The sequence below is a fragment of the Humibacter ginsengiterrae genome (assembly GCF_054780115.1).
Genome location: NZ_BAAGWY010000004.1, coordinates 51,331 through 67,928 on the forward strand (window position 1 = coordinate 51,331; position 16,598 = coordinate 67,928).

The window sequence follows — 16,598 nt, forward strand, 5'->3', positions numbered from 1 at the left end:
GCGGACGACAGTGGTCTGTGCTGTCATGGAGCGATGAGCGACGTGCTCGACCGCTTCTCCCCCGCCACCCGTGCGTGGTTCGAGGGGGCGTTCGACGCGCCCACGACGGCCCAGCTGGGAGCGTGGGATGCCATTTCCCGTGGCGAGCACACGCTGGTGATCGCCCCGACCGGATCGGGGAAGACGCTCGCGTCGTTCCTGTGGGCGATCGATCGCTTGATGCATGACCAGGCCGGCGAGAAGCCGAACAAGAAACGCGGAACGCGGGTGCTCTACATCTCCCCGCTGAAGGCGCTCGGCGTCGACGTGGAGCGCAACCTCCGCTCGCCGCTCGTCGGCATCACGCAGACTGCGAAGCGGCTCGGAGCGGAGCCGCCGAACGTCACCGTCGGCGTTCGCAGTGGCGACACGCCCGCGAGCGACCGGCGAGCGTTGCTGTCGAAGCCGCCGGACATCCTGATCACCACACCCGAATCCCTGTTCCTCATGCTCACCTCGCAGGCGCGGGAGACGCTCGCGAACGTGCAGACCGTCATCGTCGACGAGGTGCACGCCGTGGCCGCCACCAAGCGTGGCGCGCACCTCGCGGTGTCGTTGGAGCGTCTGGATGCCATGCTCGCCTCGCCCGCACAGCGAGTCGGGCTCTCTGCGACCGTGCGACCGCCGGAGGAGGTGGCACGGTTCCTCGGCGGACGCAACCCGGTGACGATCGTCGCCCCGCCTTCGCAGAAGCGGTTCGACCTCAAGGTGATCGTGCCGGTCGAGGATATGAGCGACTTGAGCCCCGCGGCACACGAAGACGATCAGACACCGCAACGCGGATCGATCTGGCCGCACGTCGAACAGGCGATCGTCGACCGCGTGCTGGAGCACCGGTCGTCGATCGTGTTCGCGAACTCTCGTCGGCTGGCCGAGCGGCTGACCGCGCGGATGAACGAGATATATGAGGAACGGCTCGACGAGGGCGCCGAGCACGTCGCGCCCGGCTCTGCGGCACCGCGCCGTGCACCCGCCGAGCTCATGGGCGGTTCCGGCCAGACAAAGGAAAGCCGCGCGGCCGCGTCCGCTGATCCCTGGTCCGTCAGCACGGTCGTTGAAGAACGCCGTCGCCCCGACGAGTGGACGGCAGGAGCGGACGAGACGCATTCCGCCTCCGGCATATTGGCTCGCGCCCACCATGGCTCGGTGAGCAAGGAGCAGCGCGCCGTCATCGAGGACGACCTGAAGAGCGGACGCCTGCGTTGCGTGGTCGCCACGAGCAGCCTCGAGCTCGGCATCGATATGGGCGAGGTCGACCTGGTCGTGCAGGTCGAGGCGCCGCCGTCCGTGGCGAGCGGCCTGCAGCGCGTGGGCCGAGCCGGGCACCAGGTGGGCGAGGTGTCGAAGGGCGTGATGTTCCCGAAACACCGCTCCGACCTCATCAACACCGCCGTCGCGAGCGAGCGGATGGTCGCAGGGCTCATCGAGGAGCTGCGGGTGCCGGCGAACCCGCTGGACATCCTCGCGCAGCAGACGATCGCGGCGACCGCACTCGATCCGATCGACGTCGACGGATGGTTCGACACCGTTCGCCGCAGCGCTCCGTTCGCCACTCTGCCGCGCAGCGCCTTCGATGCAACGCTCGACCTCGTAGCCGGACGATACCCGAGCGACGAGTTCGCGGAGCTGCGCCCGAGGATCGTCTGGGACCGCGACCGCGGCATCCTCACGGCCCGCCCCGGCGCGCAGCGGCTCGCGGTCACGAGCGGCGGCACCATCCCCGATCGCGGCCTGTTCGGCGTCTACATGGTCGGCTCGACCGATGAGACGAATCCGGCGAAGGGCGGCCGGCGGGTCGGCGAGCTGGACGAGGAGATGGTGTACGAGTCGCGGGTCGGCGACGTGTTCGCGCTCGGGGCGACGAGCTGGCGCATCCAGGAGATCACCCACGACCGCGTGCTCGTGACCCCGGCATTCGGCGAACCGGGACGCCTGCCGTTCTGGAAGGGCGACGGCATCGGGCGCCCTTCCGAACTCGGCGAGGCGGTCGGCGCGTTCGTGCGTGAGGTGTCGTCGGCATCGGAGACGGATGCCCGTGCTCGCGCCGCCGACGCCGGGCTCGACGTGCTCGCCATCGGCAACCTTCTCGCGTATCTCAACGAGCAGAAGAAGGCCACAGGGCACCTGCCGACCGACCGCACACTGGTGGCCGAACGGTTCAGGGACGAGCTCGGGGACTGGCGCATCGTCTTGCATTCCCCGTACGGCATGCAAGTGCACGCGCCCTGGGCACTGGCTGTTGCGGCTCGCGTACGAGAGCGCCTCGGCGTGGAGGGATCGTGCATCGCCAGCGACGACGGCATCGTAGTGCGCATTCCCGACACGGAGTCCGACCCGCCCGGCGCCGACCTCTTCGTCTTCGAGGCGGACGAGCTCGAGCAGCTCGTCACCGACGAGGTCGGCGGCTCCGCCCTGTTCGCCTCGCGGTTCCGCGAGTGTGCGGCGCGGGCCCTCTTGCTGCCGAAGTACAACCCGGGCAAGCGGTCGCCGTTGTGGCAGCAGCGGCAGAAGGCGGCACAGCTTCTGGATGTCGCGCGCAAGCATCCGCAGTTCCCGATCATTCTCGAGACCATGCGGGAGTGCCTGCAGGATGTCTACGACCTGCCGTCGCTGCGGCGCATCGCGACGCGGATCGCGGCGCGTGACATCCGCATCGTCGAGGTCGGCACCGAGGAGGCCTCGCCGTTCGCGCGCTCGCTGATGTTCGGGTATGTCGCTGCGTTCATGTACGAGGGCGACTCGCCGCTGGCCGAGCGCAGGGCGGCCGCGCTGTCGGTGGATGCCTCACTGCTCTCCGAGTTGCTCGGTCGCGCGGAGCTGCGCGAGCTGCTCGACCCGGCGGTCATCGAGCGCGTCGAGCGCGAGGTGCAACGGTTGACGCCGGAGCGACGGATGTTCGGCCTCGAGGGGGCCGCAGACCTGCTGCGCCTGCTCGGGCCGCTCACGGCCGACGAGGTGGCTGAGCGGTGGCGGGCCGGGCGGGTGATGGCCGAGGAGGTCGCCGACCCGGGGCTCACCGATTCGGGGGCCGCCGACGAGGAGATGACCGACCCGGCGGCGGCCCGCGCGGCTCTCGACGAGCTGGTCGCCGCGAAGCGCGCGCTCCGCGTGACAGTCGCGGGCGCCGAGCACTACGCCGCCATCGAGGACGCTGCCCGGCTGCGCGACGCACTCGGTGTTCCACTCCCGATCGGCGTGCCGACGGCCTTCATCGAGCCGGTGGCCGATCCGCTCGGCGACCTGCTCGGCCGCTATGCGCGCACGCACGGCCCGTTCACGATCGGCGACGCGGCATCGCGCTTCGGCCTCGGCGCGGCCGTCGCACACGACACGCTCCGCCGGCTCGCGCAGGACCGCCGCATCACGGAGGGCGAGTTCCGCCCCAACGCGAGCGGCACCGAATGGTGCGACGCGGAGGTGCTGCGGCGCATCCGCCGGCTCTCGCTCGCCGCGCTTCGGCACGAGGTGGAGCCCGTCGATCCGAAGACCTTCGCACGGTTCCTGCCGGACTGGCAGCACGTCGGCGGCGGACTTCGGGGAGTGGATGCCGTGGCATCCGTCATCGAGCAGCTCGCCGGAACTCGTATTCCCGCCTCGGCATGGGAGAGCCTCATCCTGCCCTCGCGCGTGGCGGAGTATCAGCCGGCGATGCTCGACGAGCTGACCGCGAGCGGCGAGGTGCTCTGGAGCGGCAGCGGCTCGCTGCCCGGCAACGACGGGTGGGTGAGCCTGCACCTGGCCGACAGCGCACCGCTCACGATGGCACCGCCGCCGGAGCACGCCACCGACGAGCTGCAGCGGGAGGTGCTCTCGGCTCTCGGTGCGGGAGGCGCGTTCTTCTTCCGGCAGCTGTCGGATGCCGTGGGTTCGCTCGACGACGCCGCCCTCACGACCGCGCTCTGGGACCTGGTGTGGGCCGGCCTCATCACGAACGACACGTTCGCGCCGCTGCGCGCTCTGACGGGCGGTCGCGGCGCGCACAAGCCTCAGCGAGCGACGCCGCGCGCACGGGTGAGAATGCCCCGCGCCTACGCGAGGCCGACGATGGCGGAGGGTCTGCGCGCGGCATCCGCACGCTCCGGCCCGCCCACCACCGCCGGACGCTGGTCGATTCTGCCGCTGGCCGAAACGGATGCCACGGTGCGCGCGAAGGCCGTCGCCGAGACCCTGCTCGACCGGTACGGCGTCGTCACGCGGGGCAGCGTGATGGCCGAGAACCAGCCGGGCGGCTTCGCGCTCGCCTACCGGGTGCTCAGCGGATTCGAGGAGTCCGGCCGCGCCCGCCGCGGATACTTCGTCGAGACGCTCGGCGCCGCGCAGTTCTCCACGAGCACCACCGTGGATCGGCTGCGCACGTTCACGCTCGACACCACGCTCGAACCGCCGCGCAACGCGGTCGCGCTCGCTGCGACCGACCCCGCGAACCCGTACGGGGCGGCACTGCCGTGGCCGCAGGCATCCACGGCGGGAGGCGTCGTCTCGGCCACCGGCCACCGGCCAGGACGCAAGGCAGGCGGCATCGTCGTGCTCGTGGACGGTGCGCTCGTGCTGTACGTCGAACGCGGCGGCAAGACGACGCTGCTGTTCGACAACGACGAACAGGTGATGCTGCCTGCGACGCGCGCGCTGGCGGATGCCATCCATCGCGGTCGCATCTCGACGCTCACGATCGAGACGGTCGGCGGCGATTTCGTGCTCGGCACTCCGTTCGGCGAGGCGCTCATCGCCGCCGGCTTCGCGCCCAGCCCGCGCGGTCTGAGGCTGCGGTCGTGACCCGACGATTGCACGCACCAGCGCAGTTCCACTCACCAGCGCAGGCAAACATCCCGAAAACAGGCGCATCCTGCCTGTTTTCCAGAGGAAAGCGCTCTTCTGCCTGTACTGGCCGGGTGGCGTGCGTGTCCATCGGGTGTGCTGACGCTCCGGTAAGGGCGATGGATGCCTGAGGGCGACAGTGTCTACCGCCAGGCGCGCATGCTGAACGAGGCGCTGGCCGGCTCGGTGCTCACCCGCTGCGACCTGCGTGTGCCCGCCTTCGCCACCGTCGACCTCACCGGACAGCTCGTGCACGACGTGGTCAGCCGCGGCAAGCACCTGCTCATGCGAGTGGGACCGCAGACGATCCACAGCCACCTCAAGATGGAGGGCGAGTGGCGGGTCTACGCGCCGGGCGAGCCCTGGCGTCGGCCGGCGTTCCAGGCACGTGCGGTGCTGGGCACGGCGACAGCACAGGCGGTCGGTTTCGAGCTGGGCCTTCTGGAGGTGCTCCCGACCACTCGCGAAGCCGATGCCGTCGGCTACCTCGGCCCCGATCTGCTCGGTTCCGACTGGGACGAGCGCGAGGCGGTGCGCAGGTTGTCGGAGCATCCGGATGCGGCGATCGCGGTCGCCCTGCTCGACCAGCGCAACCTCGCCGGGCTCGGCAACGAGTACGTGAACGAGCTGTGCTTCGTGCGAGGGATGCTGCCCACTCGCCCGGTGTGCGAGGTGGACCTGCCGAAGACTGTCGCCCTCGCACACCGGATGATCGTGGCCAACAAGGACCGCGCGATCCGCTCGACGACGGGCGAGACCCGACGTGGCCGCACGTCGTACGTGCACCGCCGGGAGGGGATGCCATGCCGACGCTGCGGCACCCCGATCGAGCGCATGCGGCTCGGCCGTAACGACCTCGAGCTCCGCGAGACCTGGTATTGCCCGGTCTGCCAGACGTAAGCACACCCTGCGCTCTCCGCTCCGCCCTCGTGCGGCCGCTCCTCCGGTCAGCAACCCCTGGGCACTGCAGGCGGAACGCGCCGGAACAGGCAGATCTTGCCTGTTCCGGCGTGGCAACCGCATTCCTGCCTGTTTTCGCGCGGCACGAGCGGCGGGAAGGCCGCCTTAGGCGGCGGGACCCGACGTCAGAGTCACGTTCGCGGAATGCGAACCTGCGCTGTCGACCCACGTGATCGTCACGGAGTCGCCAGGCTTGTGCTGCGCGAGGGCCGCGGTGAGGCCGCTCGAGGACGTGATCGCCGTGCCGTCGACCGCCGTGATCGTGTCACCGGCCGTGAGACCCGCGGATGCCGCCGGCGTCCCGTTGATCACGCCACCCACAACTGCGCCCTGCGTCGCGCTCTGCCCACCGCTGTATCCGAGCTCGGAACTGCCCAGACCGGCACCGCCGAACCCGGAGTAGTCGGAGGAGGCATCCGATGCCACCTCGACTCCGAGGAACGCCGGCAGCCCGATGGTCACGGTCGAGCTGGCCTGCCCGGACTCGATCTGGTGTGCGATGCCGAGCGCTGTCTCGATCGGGATCGCGTAGCCGTCCGACACGTTCTGGTTGGCGGATGCCGCCGTGTCGATGCCGACGACCTCGCCCTGCGAGTCGTAGAGCGGTCCGCCCGAGTCGCCTGCCTGGATGTCGGCGTTGGTCTCGATCATCCCGGTCAAGGATTCCGATGCGACCACGCCTTCCGCCTGCGTCGTGACCGACTTGCCGGTGCCGGTGACCGCTCCGGGCGCCGCGACCAGAGTCCCCGTGCCGCCGGCATTGCCGACGGCCGTCACGTTGTCACCGACCGAGACTCCGCCGTCGTCATCGAGGGTCGCGGTGGCGAGTCCGGATGCTCCGCTCAACTGGAGCACGGCGACGTCGTCGGTCGCGTCCGTGCCCACCACGCTCGCCTTGTAGCTCGTACCGGTGGCCGGGATGGTCACGGTGATGCTCGTGGAGCCCTCGACGACGTGGTTGTTCGTGAGGATCTCGCCGGAGCTCGTCAGCACGATGCCTGTTCCTGCCGCCTCGGCGCCCTCGTAGGCGAGGTCGGTGTCGATCACGGCCACGCCCTTCTCCTCGCTCGCGGTAGCGGTCTGACCGCTGCTGGAGGACGAACCCGTCGAGCCCTGCCCGCCGCCGTACGACCAGCCGGCGCGCTCGCTGTTGTGAGCTATCGCTGTCTTGGTGAATGCCGCGGCGACGCTGTCCACGGTCGCCACACTGGCCGTCACACCGGCCAGCCCGAAGGCGACGGATGCCGCCACTGCGGCCGTGATCCAGCCCGCCGTGCGTCGCTTGTTGCTGTCGTTGCGCATGATCTTCGTTCCGTTCAGGTCGATTCGATGCATCTAGTGCACCGCTGCGAGTCGGAAAAGCTCTTTGCTTGCTCCATGTACTTGCTATGAACGGTGAGGGCTTCCTTTGCGGTGGCTATGCGACCGTCGCTTGACACCATCGCGGCGCTTCCTTAGCGTGTGTGGAAACAATTCGTACGGATAACGAAACTTTTCGTCACCCGATTTGCCCGGGATTCCGGTACTCCTACTAAGACAGTGAGGTCAGCGTCATGCCACAGACACCCCCGCCAGGTTTCGTCCGCACCGACGGGAGCCGATTCCTCGACGGATTCGGGGCACCCGTGCGCTTCACCGGGGTCTGCGTCGGCGGCTGGCTGAACATGGAGAACTTCGTGACCGGCTACGGGGCGAACGAGTCCCTGATGCGCTCCGAGGTGCGCAAGGCTATCGGCGACGATCGAGCCGACCGGTTCTTCGAGCGTCTCCTGACGTCGTTCTACGGCGAGTCCGATGCGCGATTCCTCGGCGAACTGGGGATGACGATCATCCGCATCCCGGTCAACTACCGGCACTTCGAGTCGGATGCCCGGCCGTTCGAGATTCTGCCGACCGCGTTCGACCACCTCGACCGCGCCATCGAGGCATCCGGAAGGCACGGCGTCTACTCCATCATCGATCTGCACGCCCTGCCGGGCAGTCAGAACCACCACTGGCACTCGGACAACGAGACGCACCTGCCCCACCTCTGGCAGCACCCGCACTTCCAGGATCGCGTGGAGAACATCTGGAAGGCGATCGCCGAGCACTACAAGGGCAACACCTGGGTCGCGGGCTACAACCTCATGAACGAGCCGGCCGACGAATCGCGTGCGGTCGTCGGCCCCCTGTACCGGCGACTGTTCGAGGCCGTGCGCACGATCGACCCGCACCACACGATCTTCCTCGACGGCAACACGTACTCCACCGAGTTCGACATGTTCGAGGCGGAGCCGTGGGAGAACACCGTCTACTCGCTGCACGACTACGTGGCTGCCGGCCTCGGAAGAGGCGGCGACTACCCCGGGTACACGGACGGCGTATGGATCGACCGCGACTACGCCTATCAGAAGTTCCTGCAGCGGTCCGAGTACGCCAGAGAAACGGGAACACCCATCATGGTCGGCGAGTTCGCGCCCATCTACACCGGCGACGAACGCAAAGACGCGATGCGCAGGCAGATCCTCGCCGATCAGCTCGAGATCTACCGGGAGAATGACGTGAGCTGGACGAGCTGGATGTACAAGGACGTCGGCCGTCAGGGCCTCGTGCGCGTCACCCCGGAGTCCCCGTACCGGAGACGCTTCGACCCGTTCATCGCGAAGAAGAACCGGCTCGCCGCAGACCAATGGGGAAGCGACCGCCTCGGCGGTGACGGGGTCCGCGAGGTCAGTCAGGCTGTGCAGGACCTGGTCGCTCGAGAGTTCCCGACCTTCAACCCCTACCCATGGGGTCGCTTCGACTGGGTGGCGACACTGCTGAACAACCTGCTGTTCGCTCAGCCGCTCGCCGAGGAGTACGCGGAACTGCTGAAAGGCCTCGACGATGACGAACTCGACGCACTCGCCGACTCGTTCTCCTTCGAGCAGTGCGCCGTCGATGAGAACCTGCGGGATCAGCTCGTCGGTGGTCAGGATCCGCTCCCTGAGCGGGCGGCCTGATCGTGCGCGCGGTGGTTCTGCGCCACGTGGGAACTGCTCCCGCGGTGGAGCAGGTGGAACTCGCCGATCCGAAGCGAGGCGAGATCGTCGTGCGCATCGAAGCCGCTGGCGTATGTCACAGCGACTACCACTACATGTCGGGCGATCTTGCGGCGCCATTGCCGCTGGTGCTGGGCCATGAGGGATCCGGCGTGGTCGAGAAGCTGGGCCCGGATGCCGGCGCCGCGGGGGGCGGGGAACTCACGATCGGAGACCGCGTCGCACTGCTCTGGCGACCCAGATGCGGAAGCTGCGACGCCTGTCTCTCGGGAAACCCCGCCCTGTGTGTGAAGGGCGGCGTGCAGGCATCCACGGGCGGACTGCCGGACGGAACGAGCCGCCTCTCGTTTCCCGATGGGACCGAGCTGCACCACCTGATGGGCGTGTCGTGCTTCGCCGAACGCGTCGTGGTGAGCGAGAGCGCCGTCGTGAAGGTGCCGGAGGGCGTGCCGCCCGAGGTGGCCGCCATCTCGGCGTGCGCGGTCGTGACGGGTGTGGGCGCCGTGCTCAACGTCGTGGAGCGGGCGGCCGGAGCCGGCCTGCTGGTCGTCGGTGCCGGCGGGGTCGGACTGTCCAGCGTGATGGGGGCGCGACTGGTCGGCGCGAATCCGATCGTCGTCGCAGACGTGGATCCGGCCAAGCTCGACCTGGCCCTCGAGCTCGGGGCCACCCACGTCGTCGACAGCCGCCGCAGCGATCTCGTCGAGGAGGTCACGAGGATCACAGGAGGCACCGGTGTGCCGTGGGCAGTGGAGGCAGTGGGCAGGCAGGCAACCCTCGAGCAGGCGTTCGAGTGCGTCGCCGCCGGCGGCACCCTCGTCGCTGTCGGGCTCGGAGCATCCGATGCACGCTTCACCGTTCCGCTCAACCGGCTGGTGCAGAAACAGAAGCGGGTCGTTGGCTCGCTCTACGGTTCCGCCAATCCTCCGATCGACCTGCCCCGCATCTTCTCCCTCTACCTCGAAGGGCGTCTGCCGCTGGACCGCCTCATCGGCGAACGGATGCCGCTCGCCGATGTCGGTCGCGCGTACGATGCGCTGATGAGTGGCTCGGTGGGCCGCAGCATCCTGGTGCCGTGACCGCGCCACGAGTCCCCGGTGCACCGCAAGTCCGCTGTCCCGCGCGTCCAATTGCGCGCAACTCGAACAAATTGTGCAGACTGGATGCTGCGTCTGCGCCGGAACCTGTCGGCGCGGCGCTTCGCACCGTGACGCCCAGAAGCGAAGGAGCTTGCCCATGACGCTGCGCAGCCAGGACTGGTATGGCGGCGAGGGACGCGATCCATACATCCACCGCGCCTGGATGCGTCGCGGCATTCCCGCGGATGCCTTCAACGGCAAGCGCCCGCAGATCGCCATCGCGAACACGGCCGGCGACCTCGTGCCGTGCAACATGCACCTGAACGAGGTGGCGCAGTACGTGAAGAACGGGGTCTACGAGGCGGGCGGCATCCCGGTCGAGATCCCCGTCATGGGACTCGGCGAGACGCTAGTGAAGCCTACCGCGATGTTGTGGCGCAACCTCGCAGCCATGCAGGTCGAGGAGATGCTCCGCGCGAACCCGGTGGATGCCGTCGTGCTGCTCGGAGGATGCGACAAGACCATTCCGGCGCTGCTGATGGGCGCGGCATCCGTCGACATTCCGGCCGTCGTCGTGCCAGGCGGACCGATGCTGAACGGTCATTTCCGCGGTGCCCTGATGGGATGCGGAACGGGCGTGTGGCAGCTCAGCGAGGAGGTGCGCGCCGGAACGCTGAGCGAGGCGGAGTTCGAGCGCTCGGAGACCTCGATGATCCGTTCCAAGGGGCACTGCAACACGATGGGCACCGCCTCGACCATGGGCATCATGGCCGAGGCCTTGGGAATGACGCTTCCCGGGCTCGCCGGAACCCCGGCCGCCGACTCGCGCCTGCTCGAGGCATCCCACGCCACCGGGCGCCTCGCCGTCGAGCTCGTCGCCGAGAACCGCACGGTGTCGAAGGTGATCACGAAGGAGTCGTTCCACAACGCGATCGTCGCGCTGGCCGCAATCGGCGGCTCGACCAACGCGGTGGTGCATCTGCTGGCCATCGCGGGACGCCTGGGCATCGATCTCACCCTCGACGACTTCGACCGCATCGGTGCGAACGTGCCGCTGCTGGTGAACCTGCAGCCGGCCGGCGAATACCTGATGGAAGACCTGTTCCGCGCCGGCGGTGTGCTGGCCGTGTTCGACCAGGTGAAGGACCTCTTCGACCCGGCGGCACAGACCGTGATGGGTGCACCTCTGGTGGACTTCCTCGGCGCGCATCCCGTGTGGGACCGCGACGTCATCTCGCTGCGCGAGGATCCGCTGCTGGATGACGCCGGCATCGCCGTTCTGCGCGGCAACCTCGCCACCCGCGGAGCGATCATCAAGCCTGCCGCGGCGACGCCTGAGCTGCTCGTGCACCGGGGCAAGGCTGTCGTGTTCGACTCGATAGAGGACTTCCACGCTCGCATCGACGACCCCGACCTGGATGTCGACGCCGACTCCGTGCTCGTGCTGCGCGGCTGCGGGCCGAAGGGCTACCCCGGAATGCCCGAGGTCGCCAACCTCCCGCTCCCGCCGAAGCTGCTGAAGGAGGGCGTGCGCGACATGGTGCGCGTCTGCGACGGACGCATGTCGGGCACCGCGTACGGAACGGTCGTGCTGCACGTCTCCCCCGAAGCCGCGGCAGGCGGCACACTCGCGCTCGTGCGCGACGGCGACATCATCTCGCTGGATGTGCCGAACCGGCGCATCGAGGTCGAGCTCAGCGACGAGGAGCTCGCGCTGCGCAAGCCTCCGTTCCGGGAGACCGGCTCGTTCGCGAACGCCGACCGCGGCTGGCAGAAGCTGTACATCGAGCACGTGCAGGGCGCCGACACCGGCGCCGACCTCGACTTCCTCGTCGGCGCCAGCGGCGCCAGGGTGACGAGGGAATCCCATTGACCGCTCCCTCGTGTTCATAACTCCTGCAAATCGGCTCACTGAGGATGTGCATCGCCGGTGCTGTCGCGGCGGGCGACCTCGGTGGCCGCGATCTTGCAGGAGTTATGCGCGACAGAGCCGCGAGAAGATGACGAGAAACGAGAGTCAGGAAGAGCAACGATGAATGACACAACGACGCGCGCGGCGCTTGCGCTGGCGCGGGTGCGCTCCAGCGACGAGGTGCTGTGGACGGTGCGCTCGGGCGACGCATATGCACCACTCGGCATGACGCTTTCCGAGCTGCTTCGGCTGTCGCGGGAGGATGCCCGGGCTGCAGTCGAGCGGGCATCGGCGGGCACAGGCATCCGGATCGACGCGGTTCTCGCGCCGGTCGATCCGGGCCAGGAGGTGTGGGCCGCCGGCGTCACGTACCTGCGCAGCCGCGACGGCCGCATCGAGGAGGCCACCGACGGCGACCCGTACGACCGTGTGTATGTCGCCGAACGGCCGGAGTTGTTCTTCAAGGCGACCGGCGCCCGTGTCGTGGCCGAGGGCGACCCTGTCGGTGTGCGCGCGGACTCCACCTGGGACGTGCCGGAGCCCGAGCTCGGTCTCGTGCTCGACGCGCACGGCGAGATCTTCGGATACGTGCCGGGCAACGACGCATCCAGCCGGTCAATCGAGGGCGAGAACCTGCTCTACCTTCCGCAGGCGAAGGTCTACACCGCCTCCTGCGCGCTGGGACCCGAGATCGTGCCCGCGTGGATCGCCGAGGCTCCCTTCGACATCGCCATGACCATCAGCCGGGAAGGCGAACCGGTGTTCGAGGGCACCACCTCGACGGATGCCATGGCCCGCACGCTGCCCGATCTCGCCGACTGGCTCTTCCGTGGCCTCGGATTCGCCGACGGCGCCATCCTGCTCACCGGGACCGGGATCGTCCCGGGCGCCGACTTCACACTCACCCCCGGCGACGAGGTCGCGATCAGCATCGCGGGAGTCGGCACCCTCACCAACCCGGTCGTCCGCGTGGGGAGCTGAGCGCGACTACCGAATCGCGCGCGATGGTGCAGGCGAGATCACTGCTGCCACCCACCGTCGACGACCCAGGTCTGGCCCGTGCACAGCCGTGAGTCCTCGGCGGCAAGCCACAGCACCATGCGCGCGACGTCGGCGGGATACAGCAGCTCGGGCAGCGCCTGCATGCGATGAATGTGCTGCTTCTCCTCCTCGCCGACCCATTTCTCCAGCTGCCTGGGCGTCATGATCCAGCCCGGAATGACGCAGTTCACCCGGATGCCTGCGCCGCCGAATTCCCTCGCCAGCGTCCTGGTCAGCCCCTCGATGCCTGCCTTGGCGGCGATATAGACGGGCAGATCCCTGAGATCGATGTGGGCGCTGATCGAGCCGAGATTGATGATCGATCCGCCTCCGGCCTCCCGCATTCCGGGTACGACCGCCTGCGCCGCGAAGAAGTGGTGCCTGATGTTCACGGCCATCCTGTCGTCCCACAGGTCGACATCGACGTCCTCGACGCGGTGTCTCGTGTCGTTCGCCGCGTTGTTGACCAGAACCGTCACCGGCCCGAATCGCTCGGCTGCGTTGGAGATGGATGCGACGAGCGACGGAATCTCGCGCACGTCGACGTGCCAGAAGTGCGGCTCCGGATCCCCGCGGTCGACGATCTCGGCGAGAAGGGATGCTGCCGAGGCGTCGTCGACATCGACGAAAGATACGTGCGCCCCCTGCGCGGCGAGCTGACTGACGAATTCCCGTCCTAGGCCTGAGGCACCGCCGGTGACGAACGCGTGCCGGCCACGCAACGAGGGATAGCTCGCGAACCCGGCTGCCCGAGGCGACGCCTCGCACGGCTGAGTCCCGTTCGCAGCGACTTCTGCACGGTGGGGTGCCGAGTCGGACATCCTTGCTCCTTCACGACCTGCCTCGCCGTCCTCAAGTTTTCTCCTGTTGGGCGAAACTTCTCGTCCAGTCACAGTAGGACGCACTGGCGCACCGGTCAACCTGGCCCGCGGCGCAAGAAACTTTCGCGGCCGCAGCGCGTGGCATACAGTGTGCTCATGTCCGATCGCGAGGCAGTCGAGTCCGCCCCCTCACGGGCGACGCTGGCTGAGGTGGCCGCTCTCGCACGGGTGTCGGTCGCCACCGTGTCCAAGGTGCTCAACGGCCGCAAGGGAGTGTCGGACGAGACCCGCAGCCGCGTCGAGGCCCTGCTCAACGACCGCAACTACAACCGCCGTTCGACCCCGCAGGGCACCGCCCCGCTGATCGAGGTGCTCTGCTTCGAGATCGACAGCCCGTTCGGCGCTGCCGCTATCGCCAGCATCGAGCGCGTCGCCAGGGAGCGGCAGATGGGCATGGTGGTCGCTGCCGCAGAGGAAGACCATCGACCCGGCGCAGCATGGGTTGACGGAGTGCTGCGCAGACAGCCCATCGGCGTCATCCTCGTGGCGTCGGAGCTCGACGCGAAAGACGCGCAGCGCTTGCGGTCGCGAAGCATTCCCATGGTCATGGTGGACCCGTACGGCGCTCCCGCGTCGGATGCGCCGTCCATCGGCTCCGCCGACTGGAACGGCGGGTTCCTGGCGACGCAGCACCTCATCGACCTGGGTCACACGGACATCGCGATCATCACCGGGCCCGACAATCAGATGGCCTCCACGGCGCGCCTTTCGGGCTATCGGGCCGCACTGGATGCCGCGGGAATCGCGATGCGGTCCGAGTATGTCCGGGCCGGCCGGTTCCATCACCACGACGGCTATGTCGGAGGCACCGAGCTCCTCACCTCCACCCACCCGCCGACCGCGATCTTCGCGTCATCCGATCTGCACGCTCTCGGCGTGTACGAAGCCGCCCGATCGCTTGGGGTCTCGATACCCGCAGATCTGTCTGTCGTCGGGTACGACGACCTGGCGATCGCGAAATGGGCCGGGCCGCCGCTCACGACGGTGCGTGTGCCGCTTTCCACCATGGCCGAGCAGGCCACCCACCTCGTCACGAGGCTCCGCGCCGAACCAGAACTGGCCTTCAGCCGCGTCGAGCTCGCCACGACGCTGGTGGTGCGCGAGAGCACGGCCGCGCCTCAGCGCTGATCCGAGCACGGATGCCTCAGCCGCGGGACCCGCGGTTCGTCCTTCGGCGCTTCCCTCGGGCCGCGCCTCGCGTATCCGCGCTTCACAAGCGAAATGTTTCTATCTTGACTGGAAATCTTGACACGAAGTTTCGCTCGGCATAACGTCGTCTGCACAGCGGAAGGCATCCGCCGCTGACGCAAGAACGACGGCGTCCACAGCGCGATCCCTCGGGATCAGGAACGACAGGCGCCGATCTTCTGCGAACGCCGGGACCGCACATTCTCCCGGCTCCCCATTCGGATACGACGCCGTACCCCAACCGAAGAGGATCACAATGCACTTGCCATTCCGATCGAAGAAGGCGCTGAGAGCAGCCGCAGTGGCAGCGATGGTGGGCATGACTGCCCTCGGTCTCACCGCGTGCAGCAGTGGCAGCAACCAGGGCTCGAGCGGCTCAGCCACCAAGGGAACGATCAACTGGTGGGGCTGGACACCCACCAACAGCCAAGAGGCGAAGGACTTCATCGCCCAGTTCAACAAGAAGTACCCGGACATCAAGGTCAACTTCAAACTGATCGACATCACGAGCTACGACGCGACCATCCGGGCCGCACTCGCCTCGAGCGCCGGTCCGGATCTGTTCGACCTGCAGCCCGGCGCTCGAGTGCAGCAGTTCGGGCCGTACGCGGAAGACATGACGCCGGTCGCCAAAGCCGCGCTCGGCTCCGACTGGAAGTCGAAGATCGCGCCCATCGCGATCAGCGGCATGACCCTCAAGGGCAAGCTGACCGCGCTGCCCGTCGGCTCCACCTATGCCGGCATGCTGTGGATCAACTCGCAGCTGTTCGACAAGTACGGCCTCAAACCGCCCACCACGTTGGACGAGTGGAAGAAGGACTGCCAGGTCTTCAAGCAGAACGGCGTCGGATGCTTCGTGCAGGGCGCCGCGCAGGAGGGCTTCGATCAGGACACCCTGCAGTCGATCGCCAACTCCATCCAGCCTGGGCTGTGGACAAAGGCATCGCAGGGTAAGGCCAAGTGGAACGACCCGGTGATCGTGAAGACGCTCACGATCTGGAAGGACCTCTTCGACAGCGGCATCATGCAGGCCGGCGCGCTCGGCGCACAGCAATACCCGGACGCCAACAACCAGTTCCTCACCGGCAAGTACGCGATGATCATGATGGGCACCTGGTACACCCAGTACGCGACCGAGAATGCGATGAACGAGGCCATCTCGGCTGCCGGAGTCGCGGGAGCGAAGACCTTCCCCATCCTTCCCATCGCCTTCCCGGATGTCGCGGGCAAGGGCCACGTCAGCGAGATGTACGGCGATGCGGACTACGGGCTGGCCGTGGCATCCAAATCGAAGAATCGGGCAGCGGCCGAGACCTTCGCGAAGTGGATCGCGACCACGAAGGAGGGTCAGCAGGTCATCGCCAACCGGCTCGACACGCTGCCTACGCTCAAGGGCGTCAAGCCGGACTTCGCACAGATCAAGTTCGTCGACCCGAACCTCCAGAGCACTCCGGTCAACGACCTGCTGAAGAAGGTCGGGAGCGTGACCGAGCCGCGTGAGGCACTCCTGAGCGCCGACGTGCAGAATGCGATTCTCGCTGCCGCGCAGTCCGTGGCGGGCGGAAGCGCGAGTCCCCAGCAGGCTGCCGACACCCTCGAGAAGGCCGCACAGGCCGCCGCGAACCAGTGAGCGAGTTCATGATGGCCGCCGAGCAATCGGACC

General features: G+C 68.1%; 10 protein-coding genes. 8 read left to right on the forward strand and 2 right to left on the reverse strand.

The window, feature by feature from the left end:
* Positions 1-33: 33 nt before the first annotated feature.
* Together ACYVII_RS06795 and ACYVII_RS06800 are read left to right on the forward strand one after the other, a co-directional pair.
* Positions 34-4,812, forward strand: coding sequence for a DEAD/DEAH box helicase family protein (locus tag ACYVII_RS06795; protein WP_460532996.1), 4,779 nt, complete (start codon positions 34-36; stop codon positions 4,810-4,812).
* A 165-nt stretch (positions 4,813-4,977) separates the two neighbouring features.
* Entirely contained in the window at positions 4,978-5,754 is a 777-nt protein-coding gene (locus ACYVII_RS06800; RefSeq protein ID WP_460532999.1) for a DNA-formamidopyrimidine glycosylase family protein, read from the forward strand.
* A gap of 165 nt (positions 5,755-5,919) precedes the next feature.
* On the opposite strand, the gene ACYVII_RS06805 is transcribed toward ACYVII_RS06800, so the two are convergent.
* Positions 5,920-7,149, reverse strand: coding sequence for a S1C family serine protease (locus ACYVII_RS06805; RefSeq protein ID WP_460533002.1), 1,230 nt, complete (start codon positions 7,147-7,149; stop codon positions 5,920-5,922).
* A 218-nt stretch (positions 7,150-7,367) separates the two neighbouring features.
* Here ACYVII_RS06805 and ACYVII_RS06810 point away from each other — a divergent pair, with 218 nt between their 5' ends.
* From ACYVII_RS06810 to ACYVII_RS06825, 4 genes are all read left to right on the forward strand, one after another.
* Positions 7,368-8,795 carry a glycoside hydrolase family 5 protein gene (locus ACYVII_RS06810; protein ID WP_460533005.1) on the forward strand — a complete coding sequence of 476 codons (1,428 nt, stop codon included), beginning with the start codon at positions 7,368-7,370 and terminating at the stop codon, positions 8,793-8,795.
* Between the two features lie 26 nt (positions 8,796-8,821).
* Entirely contained in the window at positions 8,822-9,913 is a 1,092-nt protein-coding gene (locus ACYVII_RS06815; protein ID WP_460533008.1) for a zinc-binding dehydrogenase, read from the forward strand.
* 157 nt (positions 9,914-10,070) lie between these two features.
* Positions 10,071-11,786: an IlvD/Edd family dehydratase gene (locus tag ACYVII_RS06820; protein ID WP_460533011.1), complete on the forward strand. Its 1,716-nt coding sequence runs from the start codon at positions 10,071-10,073 to the stop codon at positions 11,784-11,786.
* Positions 11,787-11,945: 159 nt separating this feature from the next.
* On the forward strand, positions 11,946-12,806 hold the full coding sequence (locus tag ACYVII_RS06825) for a fumarylacetoacetate hydrolase family protein (protein WP_460533014.1): 861 nt from the start codon (positions 11,946-11,948) through the stop codon (positions 12,804-12,806).
* A gap of 38 nt (positions 12,807-12,844) precedes the next feature.
* On the opposite strand, the gene ACYVII_RS06830 is transcribed toward ACYVII_RS06825, so the two are convergent.
* Positions 12,845-13,687, reverse strand: a complete 843-nt coding sequence (locus ACYVII_RS06830; protein WP_460533017.1) for an SDR family NAD(P)-dependent oxidoreductase — start codon at positions 13,685-13,687, stop codon at positions 12,845-12,847.
* A 156-nt stretch (positions 13,688-13,843) separates the two neighbouring features.
* On the opposite strand from ACYVII_RS06830, the gene ACYVII_RS06835 reads away from it, so the two are divergent.
* A complete protein-coding gene (locus tag ACYVII_RS06835; RefSeq protein WP_460533020.1) occupies positions 13,844-14,875 on the forward strand; it encodes a LacI family DNA-binding transcriptional regulator in 1,032 nt (343 codons plus the stop codon).
* Positions 14,876-15,191: 316 nt separating this feature from the next.
* Positions 15,192-16,565, forward strand: a complete 1,374-nt coding sequence (locus ACYVII_RS06840; RefSeq protein ID WP_460533023.1) for an ABC transporter substrate-binding protein — start codon at positions 15,192-15,194, stop codon at positions 16,563-16,565.
* The last annotated feature ends 33 nt before the right edge of the window (positions 16,566-16,598 follow it).